Source organism: Neorhizobium sp. 2083 (assembly GCF_031455615.1).
Taxonomy (GTDB): domain Bacteria; phylum Pseudomonadota; class Alphaproteobacteria; order Rhizobiales; family Rhizobiaceae; genus Neorhizobium.
This window is the reverse complement of sequence record NZ_JAVDTC010000011.1, coordinates 48179-71049: the sequence shown is the minus strand read 5'-3', so window position 1 is coordinate 71049 and position 22871 is coordinate 48179. Positions and strand designations below refer to the sequence as shown.

Genomic DNA, 22871 nt, shown 5'->3' with positions numbered 1-22871 from the left:
CCGTTCCCGATGATGTCCGCACGGCCGGACACAGGAACACCTTCGAATGATACGATACATTCTCCAACGCCTTGCCGGCATGATCGTCGTGATGTTTCTCGTCGTCACGATCGTGTTCGTCATCGTTCGCGTGACGCCCGGCGATCCGGCCGCAGTCATGCTCGGTCCCGATGCGTCGGCCGGGGATATCGCCGAATTGCGGGCCCGTCTCGGCCTCGATCAGTCGATCGCCGTCCAGTATGTCTTTTATATCGGCCAGCTTCTGAAGGGTGATCTCGGCCAGTCGATCTTCCTCAACATGCCGGTGACGTCGGCGTTGCTCGACCGCGCCGAACCAACCTTCTTCCTGACGGTCTTCTCGCTCGCCATCGCCAGCGTCATCGCGCTGCCGATCGGCATCTATGCCGCCTATCGGCGCGGGTCCTTCGTCGACCAGGCCGCGACGACGGTCGCGATGCTGGCCGCCAGCATTCCGAGCTTCTGGCTGGGTCTCATCCTCATGCAGTTCTTCGCCGTGCGGATGAACCTCTTCCCGGTTTCCGGTTACGGCGGGCCGGGCGCGAGCTTCGCCGAGCGCATGTATCACCTGACATTGCCGGCCTTCGCGCTCGGCCTCGTTTCCTCGGCGCTGATCCTGCGGTTCACCCGCGCCTCGATGCTCGACGTGCTCGGCGATGACTATATCCGTACCGCCCGCGCAAAAGGGCTGATCGAGCGGCGGGTGGTGCTGAAACACGCGTTGAAGAACGCGCTGATCCCGATCCTCACCGTGCTGGGCCTGACCGCCGCCGTGCTGATTTCAGGAGCCGTCGTCACCGAAACCGTGTTCGGCCTGCCGGGTGTCGGCAATCTGGTGGTCTCGGCGGTACTCAGGCGTGACTATCCCGTCATCCAGGGGGCGCTGCTCGTGATTGCCGGCCTTTACGTCCTCATCAATTTTGCGATCGACATGCTCTATCTGCTGGTCGATCCGAGGGTGCGCTACTGATGGCGGAGATTGTTACCAGCAAACCGGCGACCGGCGAGGGGATCAAGTTCTTCCGCCGTTTCCTCAAGCGCAAGACGGTCGCGCTCGGGGTGGCCGTCCTCGTGATCTTCGTCCTGCTCGCCGTCTTCGCGCCGTGGATCGCACCTTATTCACCGTCGAAACTGTCGATCGTCAACCGGTTGAAGCCGCCGGGCGAACTCTACTGGTTCGGGACCGACGAGTTCGGCCGCGATGTCTTCTCGCGCACCATCTATGCCGGGCGGCTTTCGCTGCTGCTCGGGGCTGCTGTGGTCACCCTTTCGGCGGTCATCGGGGTGACGCTCGGCCTGCTTGCCGGCTTCTTCCAGAGGCTCGATACGCCGATCGCCCGGTTGATCGATGCGATGATGGCTTTCCCGGATATCCTGCTGGCGATCGCGCTGGTCGCGGCGCTCGGGCCGTCGCTGGTGACCGTGATCATCGCCTTGTCGATCGTCTATTCGCCGCGGCTTGCGCGTATCGTCCGGGCCTCGACGCTGGTGATCCGCGAACTGCCTTACGTGGAGGCGGCAAAGGCGCTCGGCATCTCGACCTTCCACATCATGACGCGGCACGTGCTGCGCAACCTGGTGTCGCCGATCCTCGTGCAGGGCACGTTCCTGTTCGCCAGCGCCATGCTTGCCGAAGCCGGACTTTCCTTCCTCGGCCTCGGCGTCAGCCCTGAAATCCCGACATGGGGAACCATGATCTCCGCCGGCCGCCAATATGTCGGCCAGGCAGACTGGATGACCTATTTCCCGGGCTTCGCCATCATTCTTTCCGTCCTGTCGCTGCAGATGGTCGGCGACGGATTGCGGGACATGCTCGATCCAAGACTTCGAAAGGACCTGTAAATGACCGGTGAAACAGCGGGGCAGCCGCTCCTCCTCACCAATGTGAAGCCGATGGCCTTCGGCGGCAACGCGGCCTCCGGCACGACCGACATCCTGGTCGGTGGCGACGGCAAGATCTCCGCCATCGGCCCGTCGCTCGCAGCTCCAGCGGATGCGGTCCGGGTGGACGGCAAGGGTGCCTTCATCTCGCCCGGCTGGATCGACCTGCATGTGCATATCTGGCATGGCGGTACCGATATCTCGATCCGCCCGTCCGAATGCGGCGCCGAGCGCGGCGTCACGACGCTGGTCGATGCCGGTTCCGCCGGCGAAGCCAATTTCCACGGGTTTCGCGAATATATCATCGAGCCGTCGAGGGAGCGCATCAAGGCGTTCCTGAACCTCGGTTCGATCGGCCTCGTTGCCTGCAACCGCGTCGCCGAACTGCGCGATATCCGCGATATCGACCTCGACCGCATCCTCGAATGTTATGCGGAGAACAAGGAACATATCGTCGGCATCAAGGTGCGGGCGAGCCACGTGATCACCGGTTCCTGGGGCGTTACCCCGGTCAAGCTCGGCAAGAAGATCGCCAAGATCCTGAAAGTGCCGATGATGGTGCATGTCGGCGAGCCGCCGGCGCTCTATGACGAAGTGCTGGAAATCCTCGGGCCGGGCGATGTCGTTACCCATTGCTTCAACGGCAAGGCCGGTTCGAGCATTATGGAAGACGAAGATCTCTACAATCTCGCCGAACGCTGCGCTGGCGAGGGCATCCGCCTCGATATCGGCCATGGCGGCGCGTCGTTCTCCTTCAAGGTGGCGGAAGCGGCGATCGCCCGCGGTCTCCTGCCCTATTCGATCTCGACCGACCTGCACGGCCATTCGATGAATTTCCCGGTCTGGGACCTGGCGACCACCATGTCCAAGCTGCTGTCGGTCGGCATGCCGTTCGACAAGGTCGTCGAAGCGGTTACCCATGCGCCGGCTTCCGTCATCAAGCTGTCGATGGAAAACCGGCTGTCGGTAGGCGAACGCGCCGATTTCACCATCTTCGATCTCATCGATTCCGACCTCGAAGCGACCGATTCCAACGGCGACGTCTCGCGCCTGCGGAAACTGTTCGAGCCGCGTTACGCGGTCATCGGTTCGGAAGCCATCACCGCCAGCCGCTACGTCCCGCGGGCCCGCAAGCTCGTCCGCCACAGCCACGGTTATTCCTGGCGCTGAGGCGCATTCTTGAAATCGCATGACAGGAGTCGACGTGAACACGTCTTCAGCAAAGGCCGCTCCCACGGCACAGACACCTTACGACCGGCTGACCGAGCTCGGCATCACGCTGCCGCCGCCGCCGCCGCCGATCGCCAATTTCGTCACGCATGTCCGTGAAGGCAACATGCTCTACCTCTCCGGCCAGGGGCCGCGCGAGGCGGATGGCCATCTGCATGCCGGCAAGGTGGGCGCCGATGTCGGCGTCGATCTCGCCTATCAGCATGCGCGGCTGGTCGGCATCAACCTGCTGGCGGTCATGCACGAGGCGCTCGGCGATCTTTCGCGGGTGAAGCGTGTGGTGAAACTGCTCGGCATGGTCAACGCCGTGCCGGATTTCGAGGATCATCCGAGTGTCATCAACGGCTGCTCGGACCTGTTCATCTCGGTGTTCGGCGATGCCGGCCAGCATGCCCGTTCGGCGGTCGGCTTCGGCTCGCTGCCGGGCAATATCACCGTCGAAATCGAGGCGATCGTCTCGCTGAACGACTGAGGAGGCAAGGTCAGTGGTTGCGCCAACCCATCAGCTTCTCGATCCGCTGGGCGGAGGCACGCACGTGCTCCGTATAGTGGTTCTCGTCGGAAAAGACTTTCTGTTCCGGCAGCACGATGGAAATGGTCGCGACACACTCACCGCTCCGGTCGCAGACCGGCGAGGCGATGCAGGCAACCGCGTAATCGGACTCCGCCACCTGGATCGACAGCCGCTCTTCGAAGGCCTTGCCGGCCGAGTCGGAGAGCGTGCGGGCGTCGATCTCGGCGCGGCCGGTCGGCGAGGTGCGGGCGCAGCGTTTGAACAGCTCGATCCGCTCGGCCTCCGGCAGATGGCCGACCAGAAGCCGGCCGGATGCGGTCCAGTTCAGCGGCACCCGGGTGCCGACGCGCGACGCGACCTGGTAATGGCTCGGGCCGTCGGCCATGGCGAGCACCAGCATGTAATCGCCGTCGCGGCCGCAGACCTGCACCGTTTCGCCGGCCTGGCGGCAAAGGTCGTGCATTTCATGGGTGGCAACGCTCATGAAATCGAGCGAGCGGGCGTAGGCGAGGCCGTAGTGATAGAGCCTCGCGCCGAGCCAGATCGAACCGTCGGCATTGCGGGCGAGCATGTTCTTCTCGACCAGATCGTCGATGATCACGTAGACGGTCGAGAGCGGCGCCTTGATCGCCTTGGCGATCGCATAGGCGCCGGCGGGCGCACCCGTTTCGTAGAGATGGTCGATCACCTGCAGCGCGCGGTCGATGCCGCTCACGCGCGAGCGGCGCGCGCCCTTGGCTTCCGTTTCCAATTCGGAACCGGGTCCAGCGGAGAGGTCTGCGGATGAAGTCTTGGCGTCCAATTCAACGCTCCTCGTCTGATTTCGAGAGGCTATTACATTACTATGGCATAGCTGTCGATGGTTATTCGCAGCCGCGATCATTTACAAGAGACAGCACTTTGGAGAACCACAATGACCGATGATATCCGCACGCAGATCGGCCTTCGCCCGGTCATCAACGTTTCCGGCACGATGACGAGCCTCGGCGCTTCCATCGTGGTTCCGGAGGCAATCAAGGCGATGGCGGCGATCCTGCCGCAATTCGTGGAGATCAACGATCTGCAGCGCAAGGCGAGCGCGGTCATCGCGCGGCTGACCGGCGGCGAAGCGGGCTTCGTGACCGCCTCATGTTCCTCGGGCATCAGCCTCGCAGTCGCCGGCGCGATTACCGGCAACAACCTGCTGGCAATCGAGAAGCTGCCGGACACCGTGCCGGAAAAGAACGAAGTGCTCGTGCAGATGGGCCATGTGGTCAGCTACGGTGCGCCGGTGGACCAGGCGATCCGGCTTGCCGGAGGCAAGGTCGTACTGGTCGGCCAGGCGACTTCGACGCACCGCTACCACATGGAAAACGCGATTACTGAAAAGACGGCCGCCGCCGTCTATGTCGTGTCGCATCATGTGGTCGACTACGGCCTGCTGAACCTTGTCGAGTTCGTCGAGATCGCCCATGCGAAGGGCGTACCGGTCATCGTTGATGCGGCTTCCGAATATGACCTGAAGCTGTTTTTGGCGCAGGGTGCGGATATCGCGCTCTATTCCGGCCACAAGTTCCTCGGCGGCCCGACTTCGGGCATCGTCGCCGGCAAGAAGGAACTGGTGCGCAGCGCTTTCCTGCAGAACATGGGCATCGGCCGCGGCATGAAGGTCGGCAAGGAAAGCGTTTTCGGCGTCATGGCGGCGCTGGAAGCCTGGGAAAAGCGCGACCACGCGGGCATCCGCGAGCGCGAGACGGGTTACCTCAATCTCTGGAAAAGGACGCTCGACGGCCGTCCGGGGGTCACGGCGCTGATCGAGCCGGACCCGACCAACAATCCGCTCGACCGCATGCGTGTGATCATTTCCGCGCCGGAAGCGCATATCACCGCCTGGGATCTTACTGCAGCGCTCGGCCGCGGCAATCCGCCGGTCATCGTCCGCGATCATGAGGTGGAGCATCACTACTTCTACCTCGACCCCTGCAACCTGCATCCGGGTCAGGAAACCGTCGTCGCGGCCCGCTTGGCGGAAGAACTCGACAAGGCGCGCGCCTCCAACGAGATCATCGCGACGCCGATCGAAGAGCGCAGCCGCCATCGCTTCGACGGCGCGCTTCGCTGGCCGGACTGAGAGGCAGTGCGATAGTGGGATAATCGCATAGAAAATGTGAGACGGCGCGGCAGTCCTAACCCTCCCCCTTGTGGGGGTCCGGAGGACGGGACGGGGCAAGCGACCCGTCCCCGGTTGGTGGCCGGCAGGCGGGAGGGGTTTTGATGCGGAGCCAAGTCCCCTCCCCAACCCCTCCCCACAAGGGGGAGGGGCTCCACGCGCCGCCCGACAGCCTCGCAGATAACGACAATAACAAGGGAACGATCATGGCCAACTCGCAAGCACCAGCCGTCCAGTCCGCTCAGCCGGTCCTCTCCGTCGAGAACCTGACCACATCCTTCCTGGTGGATGGCGAGTGGAAGTCGGTCGTGCGGGATGTTTCCTTCACCGTCGCGCCTGGCGAGACGGTGGCGATCGTCGGCGAAAGCGGGTCCGGCAAGAGCGTCACCTCGCTCTCGATCATGCGGCTGCTGCAGGAGGGGGCCAGCCGCATCGAAGGCAGGATCATGCTCGGCGGGCGCGACCTTCTGGCGCTTCCTGAACACGAGATGCGCAAGGTACGCGGCAATGACGTGGCGATGATCTTCCAGGAGCCGATGACGAGCCTCAATCCGCTCTTCACCATCGGCGATCAGATTTCCGAGGCGCTGCTCTGCCACAAGGCGATGTCGGCGGCCGAGGCGAGGGCCGAGACGATCCGGCTGCTGGAGAAGGTACGCATCCCGTCGGCCGCCTCGCGGTTCGACGAATATCCGCACCGGTTTTCCGGGGGCATGCGCCAGCGCGTGATGATCGCGATGGCGCTCGCTTCCAAGCCGAAACTGCTGATCGCCGACGAACCGACGACGGCGCTCGACGTCACCATCCAGGGTCAGATCCTCGACCTCATCAAGATGCTGCAGGACGAGGAGGGCACATCGGTCCTGTTTATCACCCATGACATGGGCGTGGTTGCCGAAGTCGCCGACCGGACGATCGTCATGTATCGCGGCGAGCAGGTGGAGACGGGCGATACGCCCGACATCTTCCATCGCGGCAGACATCCTTATACGCGGGCGCTGCTGGCGGCCGTGCCGGTGCTGGGCTCCATGCAGAAATACGAGCGGCCGCTGCGCTTTCCGGTCGTCAACGCGGCGACCGGGGAGTCCGACGTCCAGGTCGAGGTCGCCGATACGGTTGCGGCCAACGAGCGGCCGGTTCTGGAGGTGAAGGGCCTCACCAAGCGCTTTGACATCCATTCCGGCCTGTTCGGTCGCGTCAGTGGCCGTGTGCATGCCGTCGAAAACGTCTCCTTCGACCTCCATGCCGGCGAGACGCTGTCGCTGGTCGGCGAAAGCGGTTGCGGCAAGTCGACGACGGGCCGAGCGATCATGCGGCTGATCGAGCCGGATGCCGGTTCGGTGGTCGTCGAGGGCCGTGACGTGCTGGCGCTCGACAGGCGCGAAATGCGCGAGATGCGCAAATCCGTGCAGATGATTTTTCAGGACCCGTTTGCCTCGCTCAATCCGCGCATGACGATCGGCCAGGCGATCGCCGAACCCTATCTCGAACACAGGATGGGGACGGCGAAACAGGCAAAGGACGTGGTCGCCGACATGCTGCGCAAGGTCGGGCTGACGCCCGACATGGTCAACCGCTACCCGCACGAATTCTCCGGCGGCCAGCGTCAGCGCATCTGCATCGCCCGGGCGCTGGCGCTCGAACCGAAGGTTATCGTCGCGGACGAAAGCGTCTCGGCGCTCGACGTGTCGATCAAGGCACAGGTGATCAACCTGATGCTCGATCTGCAGCAGAGCTTGAACCTCGCTTTCCTGTTCATCAGCCACGACATGGCCGTTGTCGAGCGGGTCAGCCATCGTGTCGCGGTGATGTATCTCGGAGAGATCGTCGAGATCGGCCCGCGCGCCTCGGTGTTCGGCAACCCTCAGCACGAATACACGAAGAAGCTGATGGCGGCCGTGCCGGTACCGGATCCCGATCGCCGGCGCGAAAAACGGATGGTCGCCAGCGACGAGCTCAAGAGCCCGATCCGTTCCGTGGACTACAAGGTCAATCCGCTCGGCTACAAGACCGTTTCGCCGGGCCATCTGGTCGCGATGTAACGGTTGCGCTCCGCAGTGATCAGTCGATGACGGCCTCGATCAGGAACGGTCCCTTGCGGCTGAGCGCGCCGTCGAACAGCTTGACGAATTCCTCGATCGTCGTCGCGCGGCCGGACTCGACGCCGAGACCCTTGGCAAGTGAACACCAGTCGAGCTTCGGCGCGTCGAGATCGAGCATGCGCTGGGCGTTGCGGCCATAGGCGTTGACGCCGACATTGGTCATTTCGCCCTGAAGGATGCGGTAGGCGCTGTTGGCGAAGACGACGGTGACAACGTCGAGCTGTTCGCGTGCCTGGGTCCACAGGCCTTGCACCGTGTACATGCCGCTGCCGTCCGCCTGCATCGCGATGACCTTGCGATCAGGCGCTCCGATCGCGGCGCCGGCTGCGAGCGGAATGCCGATGCCGATGGCGCCGCCGGTGATCGGCAGGTGCTCGTGTGGCGGCAGTCCCGATGCCAGGACCGGATACTGGCCGACCGAGGTCAGGCCTTCATCGATGAGGACCGCATTTTCCGGCAGGCGCCGGCCGATCGCAAAGCTGATGGCGTCGGGCGTCAGCGCGCCGGTCGGCACCTGGATGTCGTTCTGCGTGAGCCGGTTGCGGGCGAAGTCCGCATCCTGCTTAACGCCGAGCGCATCGGCAAGCGTTGCGAGAACCTCCGTGAGATTGTGTTCGTGCTCGGCGAGCTGGATGACCTCGCAGGAGGGCGGCAAAGTCGTGCTCGGCTTTCCGGGATAGGCGAAGAAGGTGACCGGTCGCGGGCCGCCGATGCAGATGGCGATTTCGAAATCCTTGAGTGCGTCGAGCGCCAAGTCGATCTTGTAGGGAACCGGCCTGACCAGCGCACGGCCGGCGCCACGGGCGCTGCGGCCAGAGGAGGTGGAGAACAGCACCGCGCCGGTGGCGGCCGCGATGCGGCCTGCGGTTTCGACCGGCTTTTCCCGAAGGGCCTGGCCTGCCAGCATGATCACGACGCGCTTGCCGCTGCGAAGAGCGGCGACCGAGGCTTTCAGCGTTTCGGGGTCGATCTTCGGCGGTGCCGGGATTACCGCTCTAGCGAGCGTCTCCGGCGAGACCTCGCCCCAGGCGGCGTCGGCCGGCAGGATCATGGTCGAGATGCCGCGGTTGGCCAGCGCTGCGGCATAACCGTCTTCGGTGCAGCGGCGGATATCGGCGGCACCGGCGGCGCGTCCGACCCAATGGGACATCGGCCGGGCAAGGCTCTCGATGTCGCTGGTGAGCGGCGCGTCGTATTGAAGGTGATAGGAGGCGTGGTCGCCGACGACGTTGAGCATCGGCGTGCGGGCGCGGCGGGCGTTGTGGAGGTTGGCGAGGCCGTTGGCAAGGCCGGGGCCGAGATGAAGAAGGGTTGCTGCCGGCTTGTCCGCCATGCGGGCATAACCGTCGGCGGCACCGGTCACGACGCCTTCCGACAGGCCGAGCACGCAGCGCATGGCCGGCTTGCGGTCGAGGGCCGCGACGAAATGCATTTCCGATGTCCCGGGATTGGCGAAACAGACGTCGATACCGTTCACCAGAAGGACATCACAGAGCATATCGGCGCCGTTCATGGGCTTTTCCTCATTTCTTGCGGCACGCCCACATGCGACCGCAGCCAAAATCACCGCGGAACCCGAACGGCCCCGCGGTCGGCATGGCCTGGTTGGCTCAGGCAGCCGCCGAAGCGGTTGCGTCGGAAAATGCCGCTTCGATCGAAGCTTCGAGAATGGCGAGCCCTTCCTCCAGAACCTCCCACTCGATGGTGAGCGGCGGCAGCAAACGGATCACATTGAGGCGTGTTCCGCAAGACAGGAGAATAAGGCCGCGCGCCTCCGCTTCGGCGATGATGCGGTTGGTGAGGACAGGGGAGGCCGCCTTCGACTGACGATCCTCGACCATTTCGAACGCCACCATGGCGCCGAGGCCGCGCACGTCGCCGATATGCTCCATGCCCTGGCGGGAAGCGATCGCCGTCAGCCGCTCGGTGATCCGCCGGCCGACTTCAGCTGCGCGTTCGCAGAGCTTCTCATCCTCGATCACGTCGAGCACGGCATTGGCGGCGGCGACGCTCAGCGGATTGCCCGCATAGGTGCCGCCGAGCCCGCCCGGATGGGCCGCGTTCATGATCTCGGCTCTGCCGGTGACGGCCGACAGCGGGAAGCCGCCGGCAAGGCCCTTGGCCATCGTGATCATGTCTGGCTTCACGCCCGCATGTTCGAAGCCGAACATCCTGCCGGTGCGCGCCATGCCGGCCTGGATCTCGTCGGCGATCAGCACGATACCGTATTTGTCCGCGACTTCGCGAAGGTGGACGAGGAATTCCTTCGGCGCGACGTTGAAGCCGCCTTCGCCCTGGACCGGCTCGACGATGAAGGCGGCGATCCGCTCCGGATCGACATCGGCGGCGAACAGCCGGTCGAGCCCGGCGATCGCCTCTTCGGTCGAGAAGCCGAGATAGGGATTGGGGAAGGGCGCGTGGTAGATATCGGCCGGGAAGGGGCCGAAATTCTTCTTGTAGGGCATGACCTTGCCGGTCAGCGCCATGCCGAGCATGGTGCGGCCGTGGAAGGCGCCCGAAAAGGCGATGATGCCGGCGCGGCCCGTATGGGCGCGGGCGATCTTGACGGCATTCTCGACCGCTTCGGCGCCGGTGGTGACCAGCATGGTGCGGTTTTCGGCCCCGGTCGGCGCCATCGCGTTCAGCCGCTCGGCGAGCCTCACGTAGCCTTCGTAAGGCGCGACGTGGAAGCAGGTATGCGTGAAGTGCTCGGCCTGTTCGGCGACGGCGCGCATCACCGCCGGATGGCGATGGCCGGTATTGTTGACGGCGATGCCGGCGGCAAAATCGATGAAGCGCTTGCCGTCCACGTCCCAAAGCTCGGCGTTCAAGGCTTTCTGAGCGAAGATGCCCCGGGTTCCGACGCCGCCCGCCACGGCGGCTTTCTGGCGGGACTGCAGATCTGCTGAAACGGTCATGACGATATCCCCTGAAATCGATGACCTAGCTATAGTCTTGCTCATTATTTTGAGCAAGCGGGATTTAAAAAATCAAAGATAGGGTGGCGAGCAGGCCGAAATCACGATCGTCTGCCGGTCCGAAAGGTTGCGGAACCGGTGCGGTACGCGGCTGTCGAAAAGATAGGCCTCGCCGGCTTTGAGGACACGCACGTCCTCGCCGACGGTTACTTCGAGTTCGCCTTCGACCACATACCCGCCCTCCGAGGAGGCATGCTGCAAAAGGGTCTCTCCGGTATCGGCATGCGGCTCATAGATTTCGTGGAGGATCTGCAGGTTATGCGCCCGTGCATCGCCGATCTGGCGGAAGATCAACTTGCCGTCGCCGCCCGAGATAGGGGATGTGGCGACCTGTGATGTCAAATCCACCAGCTCATGAGCCGAGAAGAACGGGCCTTTCGGCGGGCTGCGTTCGGGCTCGAAAAAGTCGCCCATGCCGACGCCGAGGCCGCTGAGGATCTTGCGAAGCGTCGAAACGGAGGGGCTGACCTTGTTGGTCTCGACATTGGATATCTGAGCATGCGGTACGCCGGCCCGCTCGGCGAGCTGGCGCTGCGAAAGGCCGGCCGCCACGCGCATGGCGTTGAGGCGCGCACCGATATCGAATTTTTCATCCATCTCAAACGTCCCGGCTGTTCGGATCGGTTATGCCGTGGATCAGGATGGCGATCAACTGGATGATATTTTGAGCAAGGCCGGGCATGCGCAAGATGGCGTCGGTGAGATTGGATGCCATCGTGGCCCGAACCCTATCCGCCAATAGGCTTACGGATATAGCTCGTTTGGCGCAACTGCCTGCGACTCATGCGCATGTTATCCTGTTGCCCTGCGGATCAGAGAGGATTTCGCTGATGTTCAGGTGCAGAGACTGCAAGGATACGGGCTGGGTTTGCGAAGCTCATCCTGCCAAACCGTATACGGGCACCCGATGCTGCGGCTGCGGCGCGGTGGAAATGCCATGTCCGCGCTGCTCGTCGACCTGCGGCCGGGACACATATCACGAGCTGGCGCTGGTTTCGCCACAGCTATTCGGCGCCGATCGGATAAGTCCCACAGTCCAGGGTTTCGCGGATCGCTCCGCGGAAGCAATCCCTCTTTGAAATCGCTCCGCCAGAGGAAGCCGGCGCCGGACTGGATAGCAGACCCGACGCCCGAAAGTATAACTACTCTGGCGAAACTTGTGCCCAGCCCGAAAAACTCCGCCATTTTCCAAATGGAACTTTGCGCATCAATATCTGTTTCCTCCGCCTGGAGGTAAGATACATGGCAGTATTCCTGGTTATCTTGGATTGTGAGAAGGTCGAGGCATATAATCGGGCGCGGAAAAGAATTCAGCCACTCGTAGCCTGCAAATTATCCGGAACGACCTGGCTGGTCGAATTTGATGGGAATGCGTCTGAACTGCAGCAATACCTGCAGGAAATTATTCTCCACAATGACAGCTTGTTCATTGCCGCCCTGAACCATGACTGGGCGAGCATCAACATGCACCTGGCAAGGCGCTGGTTGACCGAAAAGCGTACAGGCGGTTCGGCCGGACCGACGGCGGCCGAACGGGATGCCAAGTGATGAAGATGAATTATTCACCAGTTTCCAAAGCGAGCCGTCAATTCCAGGTTGACCGGTGCCATGGGTAATTTATATATTTGCTAATGTTCTGATCGAGCCCGAGGGCAGATCGGAAGATGGGGAGTAAGCGCTTGGAGGATGTGGGCGCCGCTTCCGCGACGGGTTGGATTTCGCAGTTTCAAGCGGCCGCCAGGCTAACCCCCGGGAGTTGGGTCCATGGTGAAATATTTCCTGAATGTCGATTTGAAAGACGGTTTCATTCCGGATACCGAAGGGCTCGACTTCGTCGATCTCGAGGGAGCCACAGCCGAAGTCATCTCCGGAATGAGAGACATCATCGTCGATCATATTCAGCAGGGAGAAACGCTGGCATTGCGGGCGATTTCCATCACTGACGATGCCGGCCATCTCATCTCGATCGTCACCCTGGCCGATGCGCTCAAAGGCTTCCTGCCCGGCATAACGATGCCGAGCCTGGCGTGAAGCTCCGTCCGGATTTCAGGTTGGGAAGCCGTACCGTTCGGTGATCTGCCAGAACGTCTTGTTGATCGCGACGAGGGAGTTGATGCTTTCCCGGATCCGTCCGATCTCGCGTGCGTCGAGTTCCTCGATCTTTCCGTATTTGATTTCGTCCCTGCTTTCGAAGATCCGCATCGATTGCGTGACGTTGCGGCCGCTGTCGGGATCGAATGAATAAATGCAATGGTTGTATTTGTTGCGAAGCTTCGCCTCGTCGGAAAGACGATGGGTGGCCTCCAGGATTTCCTTGCGGCAGGCCGGTGCGGTCTTGCGCATCTTGGTCAGCCGTTCAACGAGGTCGATGCGGGCCCGTGTGGTGTTCAGGGTCAAAAAGATGACGATCGCCGTTTCCTTGTCCACCCGGGCAAGGCCGGCGATCATATGGATCAACAGGCTTTCCGTATTTGTCCAGGTATAGTTCAGCTGTCCGATCAGGAGCAGGATGTCCCGGAGCCTAGTATTTGTCGCCTGAGAAGGAGCGGCCGTCTTGGCCGCGGTTCGTGTCGCCTGCATTGCCGGTCGTATCCTTGCGCCGATATTCAAAATAGAGAGCGACGACTTCCGTTCTATTATGCACGCCGAGCTTGGTGATGATGTTGTGGATGTGAATCTTGACCGTATGTTCGGAGAGGCCGAGGGTGGCCGCGATGATCTTGTTCTGGTTGCCCATGGCCATCCGCGCGAGAATTTCATTCTCGCGTTTCGTCAGCTTTTCGATCGCCTGCCTGCCGGCGGCGTACAAGGCAGGCTTCGGGTCGGCCGAATCCTCGCTTGCTTCCGCAGGTTCATTTCTCTGGGCCCGGTAACTCGTTGAAGGGAAATACGTCCCCCCCTTCAATATGATCCGTAGGCCGGACAGGAAGACGTCCAGATTGACGTTGAACGGAAGAATTCCCTGGACGACTTCGAGCTCTTTCGCCCTTCGATGGTCGGAGGCGATTTCGCCGTCATCGGTTCCCATCAGCGCAAGCGCGGCCGCGGAATGATGCCGAGCAAGCTGCGGCCAGTATTCGGCGAGGGCGGACGCAAGGCGGACATCGGCCAGCACGAGCTGGACCGGATTGTCGAATTCCGCCGAGGCGAGCTTCAGGTCGGGAACCGTCTTGACGCAGAGCCACGGAAACTCGCTTTCGATGGCCGCCGTCATTGCGGTGGAGATTGTTCCCGGCGAGCAGATGAAGAGGAGTGTTCGGATCGCATTCATTCTCTTCAAGGCGTTTGTTGCCAGATCAAGGCCGACATGTTGTGAAACACCATGCGGAATCTGCATGGATAGGCCCCCCTCAAGTCGTTGATCGAAAGTACACGCAAAGTCGTGCTCCGAAGATCTTATTCTGGAACGGTAAACCAAGACCCGAATGGTGGGAATAGACCGAACGATTTACAGAATAGATCGAATCGACGACGCAACGCAGTTCCCAAGGTCGTTTTGACGCGAACGAAACATGATCATGCAACGTTTCCTCTCAAGGCGAGCGAGTTGCTGCATACATAAGGGGAAAATCATTATCTAGATGCCTACGTCTTCTTGATTAGACCATTTAACCCATCTGACTATGCTGATGTAGTATTCATCAGGTCGCGCTAGATCGAAATATTACCTTATTTCTTCTGCTCAATGGGGACACAGTGCCTCCATCCCGAAGTACTTGAGAATGAGCGTTAAGAACGTTCGTTGGCGCATGATGTAGCGCATAAGCGATCTACAGCGCCGCCCTTTCAAAGCCTCTCGGGAAACTAGGGGAGAGCTTAAAAATCAGACATCACGAGAGAAAGACCGGCGAACGGTCGCGTTGACGCGCGCCCTGTCGCCAGAGGCCAATGATTCACTTCAACAGCGACGAGCAAAGACCCCAAGAAGATGAATGGCGGTCACGCTGTCGCAGTCATAAGAGGATACTGTGATGGTAGACAAACGCAACGCGTTCAACACTGTTGTCGACGATCCGTCGGACAGCCAGGAACAGCAGCAGCAACAGCAGCAGCAGGAACAACAGCAGCAGCAGCAGTCCAGCGATCAAAGCCAGAACCAGACCAGCGATTCCACGAACGACAACGACAACTGGAATGGCAACGGCAACGGTAATTTGAACCTGAACGGCAACGGCAACCTGAACCTCAACGGTAACGGCAACTTCAACGAAAACGTCAATGAGACCACCGTCGGCGTTACCGTCGATGTCGGTGTCGATCTTGATCACTACATGCCGACGGACGATGATTTTGCCGATGTCGACATGAACCACAGCTCCATCGACGGGATGTTCAACATCCGTATCGATAATGTGCTCAACAACGCCCTGACCGGTGAAGGCAACGATGTCGGCAACGTCTTCAGCCAGGTCGCCAACATTCAGGACAATGACAAGCTTGAAAACGCCAGCGTCAGCAATGACGGCTCGTTCGAGCTGAACGGCACTGCCGAGGGCGGCATTGCGCTTGCCTCCGACGGTATCAATGCCGGCGGCGGCGGCGGCAATGGCGGAAGCCACGCAGATGCCGATGGCGGTGACGGCGGCAACGGCGGTACGGCGCTTGGCGGCTTCGCGGTTGGCGGTGACGGCCTGGGCGGCTTGGCCGCAAGCGTCGCAGCCGGCGGTAAAGGCGAAGGCGGCGATGCCGACGGCGGCGACGGCGACAGCGGCGATGCCGAAAGCGATGCCGATGGCGGCAAGGGTATCGGTGGCCGTGGCGGCAATGGTGGCGACGGTCTCGGTCTCGGCCTGGGTCTTGGCCTCGGCCTTGGCGCCGGGCTCGCCTTTGCCGGCGACGGCGATCAGGGCGGCAGCAATACGGCTGGCAACGGCGCTGCAGGCGGCAATTCCGGCAACTCCACCGGCGGCAATGCTTCCGACGCCGGAGACGGCGGCGATTCGACCGGCGGAGCATCGGCAACCACGATCGGCAGCAGTCTCGGCCTGATCAATCCGATCTTCGCGGACGGCGATGGCGGCGCGGGCGGCCCTGCCGGTGACGGTGGTGGAAACGCTGGTGGTGCCGGCGGCGATCCGACCGGCGGTGACGGCGGCGATGGTGGCGACACCGCGGATGCCGGTGATGGCGGCGCTGGCGGCGGTGCCCTCGGGGCCGGTCTCGGAGCTGGTTTCGGCGCCGGGCTTGGTGCCGGGCTTGGTGGCGACGGCGCAGCAGGTGCCGCTGGTACCGGTGGCGCAGCAACATCCGACGCGGCAACCAGCGGCGATGCTACCGGCGGTGACGCAACATCGGGTGCCGGCGAAGGCGGTGCGGCACTGAGTGGCGCATGGGCCGATGGTACCGGCGGTGGCGCGGTAGGCGGCTGGGCATTCGGCGGTGCCGGTGCTGCCGGCGGCGATGGCGGCCTGGCCTATACCGGCGCCGGCGGAGCTGGCGGCGACGGCGGTGTCTGGGGCTCGCACAACGGTGACGACGGTTTCGTGACCGGCACGAGCTCCGCTTCGGCCGATGCGTCGATCGACACCCACGCCTTCAACCAGGACATCGTGATGGGTGCGAACCTGCAGCAGAACGCAATCGACATGACCATCGTCGGCGGTGACCTCCACAGCACGGTGGCGGGCGACGACACCCACGACGGCGGCAGCGTCTAAGCCGACAGTCGTCCTCCACTCCAGCGGGGACCTTCACATCGTGGACTGCGCAGACCCCTGCGCAGTCCCTCATTCCGAACGACCTGTGATGCAGGCATGCCCATACAAAGGCAGCGGCTATGACGACGATGGACACGATCACCCAGGAAATCGCTCATTTCATCGGCCTCTTCCACACGAATGTCGAGGATGCGCGGTTGCGGGAGGCCTATAGTGACTTCTCGCTCTACGCGCCCGAGCAAGCCGTCCCGCAATCGACCGCGCCGCAGTCCCACTTCGAGGCGCCTTATGACCTGATCGATTTCGATCCGTCCCTGGTCTACAAGGCTCCAGCGAGTTTCACGCCCATCTGGCATCCCCACTTTGTCGGCCGATACGATCATCCGATCATTCCGCAGGTGGAAATCAGGATGCATCACGGCCCGCACGAGATGCCGCACCACGTGCATCCGTTCTATTTCGGCGGCAATTCCCTCACGTGGCAGATCGAGCCTCCGGGCTCGGTCGCGAATTTCATCGTTCAGGCTGCCTCTCTTTCAGACAACGACAGTTTCGGGGTAGGGGGCCATGGCCTCAGGTTCGACCCCACGCCGATCGATAACCGCGAGCTCCTGAATACGGCGGAACAGGTTATCTCGGATTCGCCGATCGGGCATCTCGACATGCCGACGTCCACGGCGGACCTGATCGACATCATCAAGACCGTCGCGGACCAGCTGGAAGCCCTTTCGGCAGACCCCGCACCCGCGGGAGCCTTCGTCCATCAGTCCACGACAATCGACGGCATCTATGTTAACGGCCTTCTGGTCGACGAGGCGCCGAAGCTGGAAGATCACCATTCCTTCAAGGAGGATGATGGCGCGGGATCCGACGACGACGCTGCGGACGGCGGACCAGGCGTCAAGGTATTTGCGGAAGGTCCGGTCCAGGTAGAGGCTTCGGTGGAACTGATTGGCGGCAACAATACCGTCGTCAACGATGCCGTCCTCAAGAATATCTGGACCGCCGCGACCGTGACGGCGGTCGTTGGCGACCATTTCGAGATCAATGCGGTCATCCAGGTCAACGTCCTCCAGGATACGGACGCCGTCACCTCGGCAATCAGCCACTGGACCGGCGGTGACGCGCCGGACGAAATGTTCAACATCGCGAATTTCCACCGGGTCGATCCGCTGCAGGACGGCGGCGCTTCGGAACACGCCGGCAGCGGTTATCCCGGAAGCTGGGCGGTCACGGAAATCCATGGGGATCTGCTGATCGCCAACTGGCTGGAACAGTATATCTTCATGTCCGACAATGACGTCGGCATCCTGTCCTCTTCCGGCGCCACGACCAGGGTGATCGGCGGCGACAATACAAGCGTGAACCAGACCTCGATCTACGAGCTCGGCCACTCCTATGATCTGATCATCATCGGCGGCAGCCTGTACGACGCCAATATCATCCACCAGACGAACATCCTGTTCGACAACGACGTGGTGGGCGCGGTTACGGGTTTCGGAACGACCGGCGAGGGATCGATTTCCACCGCCGGCAACCTGCTCTGGAACCAGGCCCATATCTACAATATCGGCGGCGCCGACCGTTTCAGCGCACTGCCTTCGGCCTATCTGGATGCAGCGAACGATTTTGCCGGCGGCGGAAGGGATCTGCCGCATGGCGTTCTGACAGACTCGGCGTTTGCGGGAATGGCCGGATTGCGCGTTCTCTATATCAGCGGCGACCTGCTGAATATCCAGTATATCAGCCAGACCAACATCGTCGGCGACAGCGACCAGATCGCCCTGGCGATGAATGCCATCAATCCCCACGCGGATGCGACATGGTCGATTTCGACCGGGGGAAATGCGCTCATCAACAATGCGGCGATCGCCGATCTTGATTCTCTCGGCCATACCTATGTGGGCGGCGAGCAATATTCCCAGGAAACGCTCTACCAGTCGGGGCTGATCTCGAGCCATCCGGAACTCGCCGCGCAGGATCCCAACGCGCTGGTCAACGAGGCGGTGGCTTTCCTCGACGATTCAACCTCGCACACCAATCCGGACGAGCCCGGCTACGGCGTACCCGTAGACCACGACGGCCACTATCAGAACGATGGATTGCAACATGTACTCGGATGATGGGGAAAAACATGTCGGACGCCCAAAGAAGGGCCGACCTCGAACAGGCCCAAGATCACGATGAAGCTCAACAACCTGCCGGTGAGGATGTCTATGCAAAATTGGAGCGCGCTGTGGACGAATGCCTGAAACTGTCATCGGATGGCGCAGCCTCTTCAGCAACCGTATCCCGGCTGGAACCGAGAAATTCACCGCCGAGCCAATCCCGGGCGAATGGCAGCTCCTCGGGAGCCGATATCCTGCCCATGCCGGCCAATGACCGCATCATCGAACCGGAAATCGAGCCGAAGCCGACGGTACGCGAAGCGACGGAGGCAAAGGCGCCGGAAGGCATGATCACCATCGATGCCGATACCGGGCCGTTGCGGAGCGAGACGAAAACCTTCGGAAAGCAGCCGTCGACCGGTGGCGGCGGCGACGGAACGTTTCACAAGCGTCTCCCGCCGGTCGACTTTTCGGCCAGCCTGAAGGCCGGCGTCACGGCCGTGCGGCGGAACCTGGCGATCGTCATGATTTTCACGATCGCCAGCAACATCCTCGTGCTGGCGATCCCGACCTACCTGTTCCAGATATCCGACCGGGTGCTGACCAGCCGCTCGCTCGACACTCTGGTGATGCTGACGATCGTGATCATCGGCGCCGTCATCCTGCAGGCGGCCTTCGACGCGCTTCGGCGTTTCATCCTGATGCGGACGGCGGTGGAAATCGCAGCCCAGCTGGGCGCTCCGATCCTAAGCGCGGCCGCCCGTGCCTCGCTCCAGAGCAACGGTCGCGAATATCAGGTGCTCGGCGATCTTCAGCAGGTTCGCTCGTTCCTTGTTTCCAGGACCCTGCTCTCGTTCCTCGATGCGCCGATCGCGCCTCTCTTCGTGGTGGCGGTCTTCCTCATCCACCCGCACCTCGGCTGCATCGTGGTCCTGACGGCGCTGATGCTGCTGGTCTTCACCCAGATCAACCAGCGCATGACCGCCGAGCCGTTTGCCGAAGCCAATACGGCGCAGGTGAAGGCCAACCTTCATCTGGAATCGATGTCCCGCAATTCACAGATCATCAATGCGCTCGCGATGATCCCCGAGACGGTGCAGATCTGGGGCAAGGATACGGCATCCTCGCTGAAATCGCAGGTCATCGCCCAGGACCGGAACATCACCATTGCGGCGATATCGAAGGCCTGCCGGCTTCTGACCCAGATCGCGATGCTCGGCTGGGGCGCCTTCCTGTCGATCGAAGGGCAGCTGACGGGCGGCATGGTGATCGCCGCCTCCATCATCGCCGGTCGCGCGCTGGCGCCGATCGAAGGTGCCATCGAAGGCTGGAACCAATACAGCCAATCCCGCGCGGCCTACGCCCGGATAACCGCACTCCTGAAATCCTCGCCCCTGAATTTCGATAGGCTGAACCTGCCGAAGCCGGAGGGGCGCCTCGACGTCGAGCGCCTCCTCTATGTGCCGCAGGGAACCAAGCGGGTGGTGCTCAACGGCATTTCGTTCGCCCTGCAGCCGGGCGATTCCCTGGCGATCATCGGAAATTCCGGCGCCGGCAAGACGACGCTTGGAAAAATGCTCGTCGGGTCGATCCTGCCGACCTCGGGCAGCGTGCGACTGGATCTGATGGATCTGAGAAACTGGGACCAGCGCCAGTTCGGCGAGAATATCGGCTATCTGCCGCAGGATGTGCAGCTCTTTCCCGGCACGATCAAGGCCAATATCGCCCGCATGCGGCTGGATGCGGATGACGAGCAGATCTACCGGGCCGCGATGCTGGCCGATGTTCATGAGATGATCGCCAGCCTGCCGCACGGATACGAAACCGTGGTCGCGGCCGACGGCGCTCCGCTTTCCGGCGGGCAGAAGCAGCGTATTGCGCTTGCGCGGGCATTCTTCGGTGATCCGAGGATGGTGGTGCTGGATGAGCCGAATTCCAATCTCGACAATGCCGGCGATACGGCGCTGCTCCAGGCACTGCGCCACGCCAAGGAACACAAGATAACCGTCGCCACGATCACGCAGCGCCCGTCTCTCCTCAGCAGCGTCGACAAGGTCCTGCTGTTGGCGAACGGCACCGTCGCGCTGTTCGGGATGCGCGCCGATGTGCTGAAGGCGATCGAAGCCCGCGGCATCGATATCAATACCGGTTCGTTCGGCCATCAGTTGCAATAGAGGTTGTGTCATGTCTGCCGTTGCGAAGGTTCACGATCTCGAATGGTATTCGGAAGTTCCCCGATCGGTCTGGAAACAGACGGTGGCCGGTCTGGCTTTAACGGCCATCGCCTTTGGCGGTTTCGGCACATGGGCCGCGACGGCGCCGCTTGCGGCAGCCGTCATCGCCCAGGGCAGTTTCGTCGCAACCGGGCGCAACAAGATCGTGCAGCATTTCGAGGGCGGGATCATCAAGGAATTGCTGGTCGACGAAGGCGACCAGGTGGTGGAAAACCAGCCATTGGTCAGGCTCGATGAAACGGCGTCGCAGGCCAAGAAGCGGGAGCTCTTCCTTCGGCGCATCCGGCTGGAGGCAACCGCCGCCCGTCTTGCCGCCCAGTCAGAGGGTGCCGAGACGATGACCGTCTCGGCCTATTTGAACCAATTCAAGGACGATCCGGATGTCTCCGCGATCATCCTCACCCAACAGCTGAACTTCAGGGCTCAGCGGATGAAGCTCGCCACCGAACTTTCGCTGCTGAAGCAGAACATGAAAGCCCTGGAGTTCCGCAGCGAAGGTTACCTTCGGCACAGCGAGGCGATGTCGCGGCAGCTCGTGCTGCTCAAGGACGAATACGATACCAAACGGGTTCTGCTGACCAAGGGATTGCTGCGCGCCACCGAAGTCAGGGCGCTTCAGCGGGCCATCGCCGACGCCGAAGGGCAGATCGGCCGTCTGGAATCGGAGGTCGCGGAGACCGGAGCCGAGCTCCTGAAGGGACAGCAGGAGATATCGCACGCCGAGGAGACCTATCGGGAAGAGGCGCTTGACCGCTTGCAGTCGATCCAGGGCGACCGCGATGCGGCACGCGAACAGTCACGTGAAGCCGATGACGTTTTGCGCCGGGCCACGATCCTTGCGCCGGTTTCCGGCACTGTCGTGCGAACCTATTACCATACGACCGGCGGCGTCATCGAAAGCGGCAAGGGGATCATGGAGATCCTGCCCGCCGGCGTTCCCCTGATCATCGAGGCAAAGGTGGCCCGCAACGAGATCGACAGCGTCAAGGTCGGCCAGAAGGCAACGGTCCGCCTCATCGCATTGAACCAGCGCACCACCCCGGTTCTGAGGGGCGAGGTATTTTACGTCTCGGCGGATGCGATGGAGGATAGCAAGGCGGGCCTTACCAACCATGATGTCTATATCACGCGCATCAATATTTCGCCCGACGAGATCGCTCGTATCAAGGGGTTTACCCCGCAGCCGGGCATGCCGGCGGAAATCATGATTCAGACGACGGTCAGGACGTTCTTCAGCTATCTGGCCAAGCCGATCATGGACAGCATGTCGAGGGCGTTCACCGAGCGCTGACACATGCCGTTTTGTCAGGGCGCGGCGCTGTCGAGGGCGGTAGCCGGTCGAAGATACCTCAAAAGGCGTAGGCTCGCTGTCGTCCGCCGCCATGTCGCTCGCCGTCGACGAGCGTCTCGAAGGTGGCTGGCATGCTTTTCCCGCCGTGCCCCATAAAAGAAACCCTCGCCGACGAAACAGCGAGGGCGCCCCCAAAGGGGGAGTAGATCGAGGCCGACAGGACGCCTCGGGATCACATAACACCACGAAGCCTGGCAAATGTCAGGTTCACCAAAAGGAGAAGGCCCGACCGTTTTTCCCGTTCGAGCCTTCAGCAGTCTGTTTGGCAAAAGTATTATTCCCTCATCTGCAAACCACATCAACTCAATCAAAAGGATTAGGTTCTCTCAATCGTTGTATCTATGTTTGAATTTAATAATCACTGGTTGATTTTCAATTTTTACCATCGGCTGCACTCCGAAGTACATCCTTTGGAACAAATATCCGCTCGGGAATCATCCTCTAAATTAGATATTGGAAAGTTACACTTGAGGTGTGGCTCAATTGCAATATCGCCGATCTGTGATTGTGGTATTTTGTAGTGCGGACTTGAGCAGAACGCCTCGGGTATCGGCGTGGTAGATTGACCGGCTGCCCGGGTTGGCAGCCGGTCAATAATTTGGCCGACAGCTTCCTCGTGATCCGCCCAGCCTCAAATGCGAACACCTGA

At 61.8% G+C, this 22871-nt stretch carries 18 protein-coding genes; 12 read left to right on the top strand and 6 right to left on the bottom strand.

All coding sequences use genetic code 11. The features are described 5' to 3' along the window. The first annotated feature begins 46 nt into the window (after positions 1-46). From J2X76_RS29010 to J2X76_RS28995, 4 genes are read left to right on the top strand one after another with little or no spacing between them, the layout of a single operon-like run. Positions 47-988 (top strand): ABC transporter permease, encoded by a 942-nt coding sequence (locus tag J2X76_RS29010; RefSeq protein ID WP_162732493.1) that lies wholly within the window; start codon positions 47-49, stop codon positions 986-988. Further along, positions 988-1860, top strand: a complete 873-nt coding sequence (locus tag J2X76_RS29005; protein WP_310221032.1) for an ABC transporter permease — start codon at positions 988-990, stop codon at positions 1858-1860. The genes J2X76_RS29010 and J2X76_RS29005 overlap by 1 nt, the downstream gene beginning before the upstream one ends. Further along, the gene (locus J2X76_RS29000) at positions 1861-3069 is read left to right on the top strand and encodes an amidohydrolase/deacetylase family metallohydrolase (protein WP_310221030.1); all 1209 of its coding nucleotides are present in this window, start codon (positions 1861-1863) and stop codon (positions 3067-3069) included. A gap of 19 nt (positions 3070-3088) precedes the next feature. Next, a complete protein-coding gene (locus J2X76_RS28995) occupies positions 3089-3601 on the top strand; it encodes a RidA family protein (protein WP_405030118.1) in 513 nt (170 codons plus the stop codon). Positions 3602-3611: 10 nt separating this feature from the next. Here J2X76_RS28995 and J2X76_RS28990 read toward each other — a convergent pair whose 3' ends face one another. Continuing rightward, entirely contained in the window at positions 3612-4445 is an 834-nt protein-coding gene (locus J2X76_RS28990; protein ID WP_405030117.1) for an IclR family transcriptional regulator, read from the bottom strand. Between the two features lie 111 nt (positions 4446-4556). Here J2X76_RS28990 and J2X76_RS28985 point away from each other — a divergent pair, with 111 nt between their 5' ends. Further along, complete coding sequence (locus tag J2X76_RS28985; protein WP_310221026.1) at positions 4557-5753, top strand: aminotransferase class V-fold PLP-dependent enzyme; 1197 nt, start codon at positions 4557-4559, stop codon at positions 5751-5753. 245 nt (positions 5754-5998) lie between these two features. After that, positions 5999-7834 carry an ABC transporter ATP-binding protein gene (locus J2X76_RS28980; protein ID WP_310221025.1) on the top strand — a complete coding sequence of 612 codons (1836 nt, stop codon included), beginning with the start codon at positions 5999-6001 and terminating at the stop codon, positions 7832-7834. Between the two features lie 19 nt (positions 7835-7853). On the opposite strand, the gene J2X76_RS28975 is transcribed toward J2X76_RS28980, so the two are convergent. From J2X76_RS28975 to J2X76_RS28965, 3 genes are all read right to left on the bottom strand, one after another. After that, entirely contained in the window at positions 7854-9407 is a 1554-nt protein-coding gene (locus J2X76_RS28975) for an acetolactate synthase large subunit (protein ID WP_310221023.1), read from the bottom strand. Between the two features lie 97 nt (positions 9408-9504). After that, complete coding sequence (gene gabT, locus J2X76_RS28970; RefSeq protein ID WP_113130509.1) at positions 9505-10812, bottom strand: 4-aminobutyrate--2-oxoglutarate transaminase; 1308 nt, start codon at positions 10810-10812, stop codon at positions 9505-9507. Positions 10813-10884: 72 nt separating this feature from the next. Continuing rightward, on the bottom strand, positions 10885-11469 hold the full coding sequence (locus tag J2X76_RS28965; RefSeq protein WP_113130508.1) for a cupin domain-containing protein: 585 nt from the start codon (positions 11467-11469) through the stop codon (positions 10885-10887). 645 nt (positions 11470-12114) lie between these two features. Here J2X76_RS28965 and J2X76_RS28960 point away from each other — a divergent pair. After that, on the top strand, positions 12115-12420 hold the full coding sequence (locus tag J2X76_RS28960; RefSeq protein ID WP_113130507.1) for a hypothetical protein: 306 nt from the start codon (positions 12115-12117) through the stop codon (positions 12418-12420). A gap of 216 nt (positions 12421-12636) precedes the next feature. Next, positions 12637-12903, top strand: a complete 267-nt coding sequence (locus J2X76_RS28955; protein ID WP_113130506.1) for a DUF6894 family protein — start codon at positions 12637-12639, stop codon at positions 12901-12903. A 15-nt stretch (positions 12904-12918) separates the two neighbouring features. Here the strand turns inward: J2X76_RS28955 and J2X76_RS28950 are convergent, their stop codons facing one another. After that, positions 12919-13452, bottom strand: a complete 534-nt coding sequence (locus J2X76_RS28950) for a hypothetical protein (protein WP_113130505.1) — start codon at positions 13450-13452, stop codon at positions 12919-12921. Further along, positions 13394-14143, bottom strand: coding sequence for a response regulator transcription factor (locus tag J2X76_RS28945; RefSeq protein ID WP_310221018.1), 750 nt, complete (start codon positions 14141-14143; stop codon positions 13394-13396). The genes J2X76_RS28950 and J2X76_RS28945 overlap by 59 nt, the downstream gene beginning before the upstream one ends. A gap of 700 nt (positions 14144-14843) precedes the next feature. On the opposite strand from J2X76_RS28945, the gene J2X76_RS28940 reads away from it, so the two are divergent. From J2X76_RS28940 to J2X76_RS28925, 4 genes are all read left to right on the top strand, one after another. Further along, on the top strand, positions 14844-16529 hold the full coding sequence (locus tag J2X76_RS28940) for a hypothetical protein (RefSeq protein WP_310221015.1): 1686 nt from the start codon (positions 14844-14846) through the stop codon (positions 16527-16529). Between the two features lie 119 nt (positions 16530-16648). Continuing rightward, complete coding sequence (locus J2X76_RS28935; protein WP_310221013.1) at positions 16649-18652, top strand: hypothetical protein; 2004 nt, start codon at positions 16649-16651, stop codon at positions 18650-18652. A gap of 11 nt (positions 18653-18663) precedes the next feature. Continuing rightward, positions 18664-20811, top strand: a complete 2148-nt coding sequence (locus J2X76_RS28930; RefSeq protein ID WP_405030116.1) for a type I secretion system permease/ATPase — start codon at positions 18664-18666, stop codon at positions 20809-20811. Between the two features lie 10 nt (positions 20812-20821). Then, positions 20822-22162: an HlyD family type I secretion periplasmic adaptor subunit gene (locus J2X76_RS28925; protein ID WP_113130500.1), complete on the top strand. Its 1341-nt coding sequence runs from the start codon at positions 20822-20824 to the stop codon at positions 22160-22162. Positions 22163-22871: the final 709 nt, after the last annotated feature.

Excerpts from the sequence above, each read along its gene's own strand:
- J2X76_RS28985 (WP_310221026.1), top strand. The coding sequence starts at position 4,557 with ATGACCGATGATATCCGCACGCAGATCGGCCTTCGCCCGGTCATCAAC.
- J2X76_RS28935 (WP_310221013.1), top strand. The coding sequence starts at position 16,649 with ATGACGACGATGGACACGATCACCCAGGAAATCGCTCATTTCATCGGC.
- J2X76_RS28960 (WP_113130507.1), top strand. The coding sequence starts at position 12,115 with ATGGCAGTATTCCTGGTTATCTTGGATTGTGAGAAGGTCGAGGCATAT.
- J2X76_RS29010 (WP_162732493.1), top strand. The coding sequence starts at position 47 with ATGATACGATACATTCTCCAACGCCTTGCCGGCATGATCGTCGTGATG.
- J2X76_RS28975 (WP_310221023.1), bottom strand. The coding sequence starts at position 9,407 with ATGAACGGCGCCGATATGCTCTGTGATGTCCTTCTGGTGAACGGTATC.
- J2X76_RS28950 (WP_113130505.1), bottom strand. The coding sequence starts at position 13,452 with ATGCAGGCGACACGAACCGCGGCCAAGACGGCCGCTCCTTCTCAGGCG.
- J2X76_RS29005 (WP_310221032.1), top strand. The coding sequence starts at position 988 with ATGGCGGAGATTGTTACCAGCAAACCGGCGACCGGCGAGGGGATCAAG.
- J2X76_RS28955 (WP_113130506.1), top strand. The coding sequence starts at position 12,637 with ATGGTGAAATATTTCCTGAATGTCGATTTGAAAGACGGTTTCATTCCG.
- J2X76_RS28925 (WP_113130500.1), top strand. The coding sequence starts at position 20,822 with ATGTCTGCCGTTGCGAAGGTTCACGATCTCGAATGGTATTCGGAAGTT.
- J2X76_RS28995 (WP_405030118.1), top strand. The coding sequence starts at position 3,089 with ATGACAGGAGTCGACGTGAACACGTCTTCAGCAAAGGCCGCTCCCACG.
- J2X76_RS29000 (WP_310221030.1), top strand. The coding sequence starts at position 1,861 with ATGACCGGTGAAACAGCGGGGCAGCCGCTCCTCCTCACCAATGTGAAG.
- J2X76_RS28980 (WP_310221025.1), top strand. The coding sequence starts at position 5,999 with ATGGCCAACTCGCAAGCACCAGCCGTCCAGTCCGCTCAGCCGGTCCTC.
- gabT (WP_113130509.1), bottom strand. The coding sequence starts at position 10,812 with ATGACCGTTTCAGCAGATCTGCAGTCCCGCCAGAAAGCCGCCGTGGCG.
- J2X76_RS28930 (WP_405030116.1), top strand. The coding sequence starts at position 18,664 with ATGTCGGACGCCCAAAGAAGGGCCGACCTCGAACAGGCCCAAGATCAC.
- J2X76_RS28965 (WP_113130508.1), bottom strand. The coding sequence starts at position 11,469 with ATGGATGAAAAATTCGATATCGGTGCGCGCCTCAACGCCATGCGCGTG.
- J2X76_RS28940 (WP_310221015.1), top strand. The coding sequence starts at position 14,844 with ATGGTAGACAAACGCAACGCGTTCAACACTGTTGTCGACGATCCGTCG.
- J2X76_RS28945 (WP_310221018.1), bottom strand. The coding sequence starts at position 14,143 with ATGAATGCGATCCGAACACTCCTCTTCATCTGCTCGCCGGGAACAATC.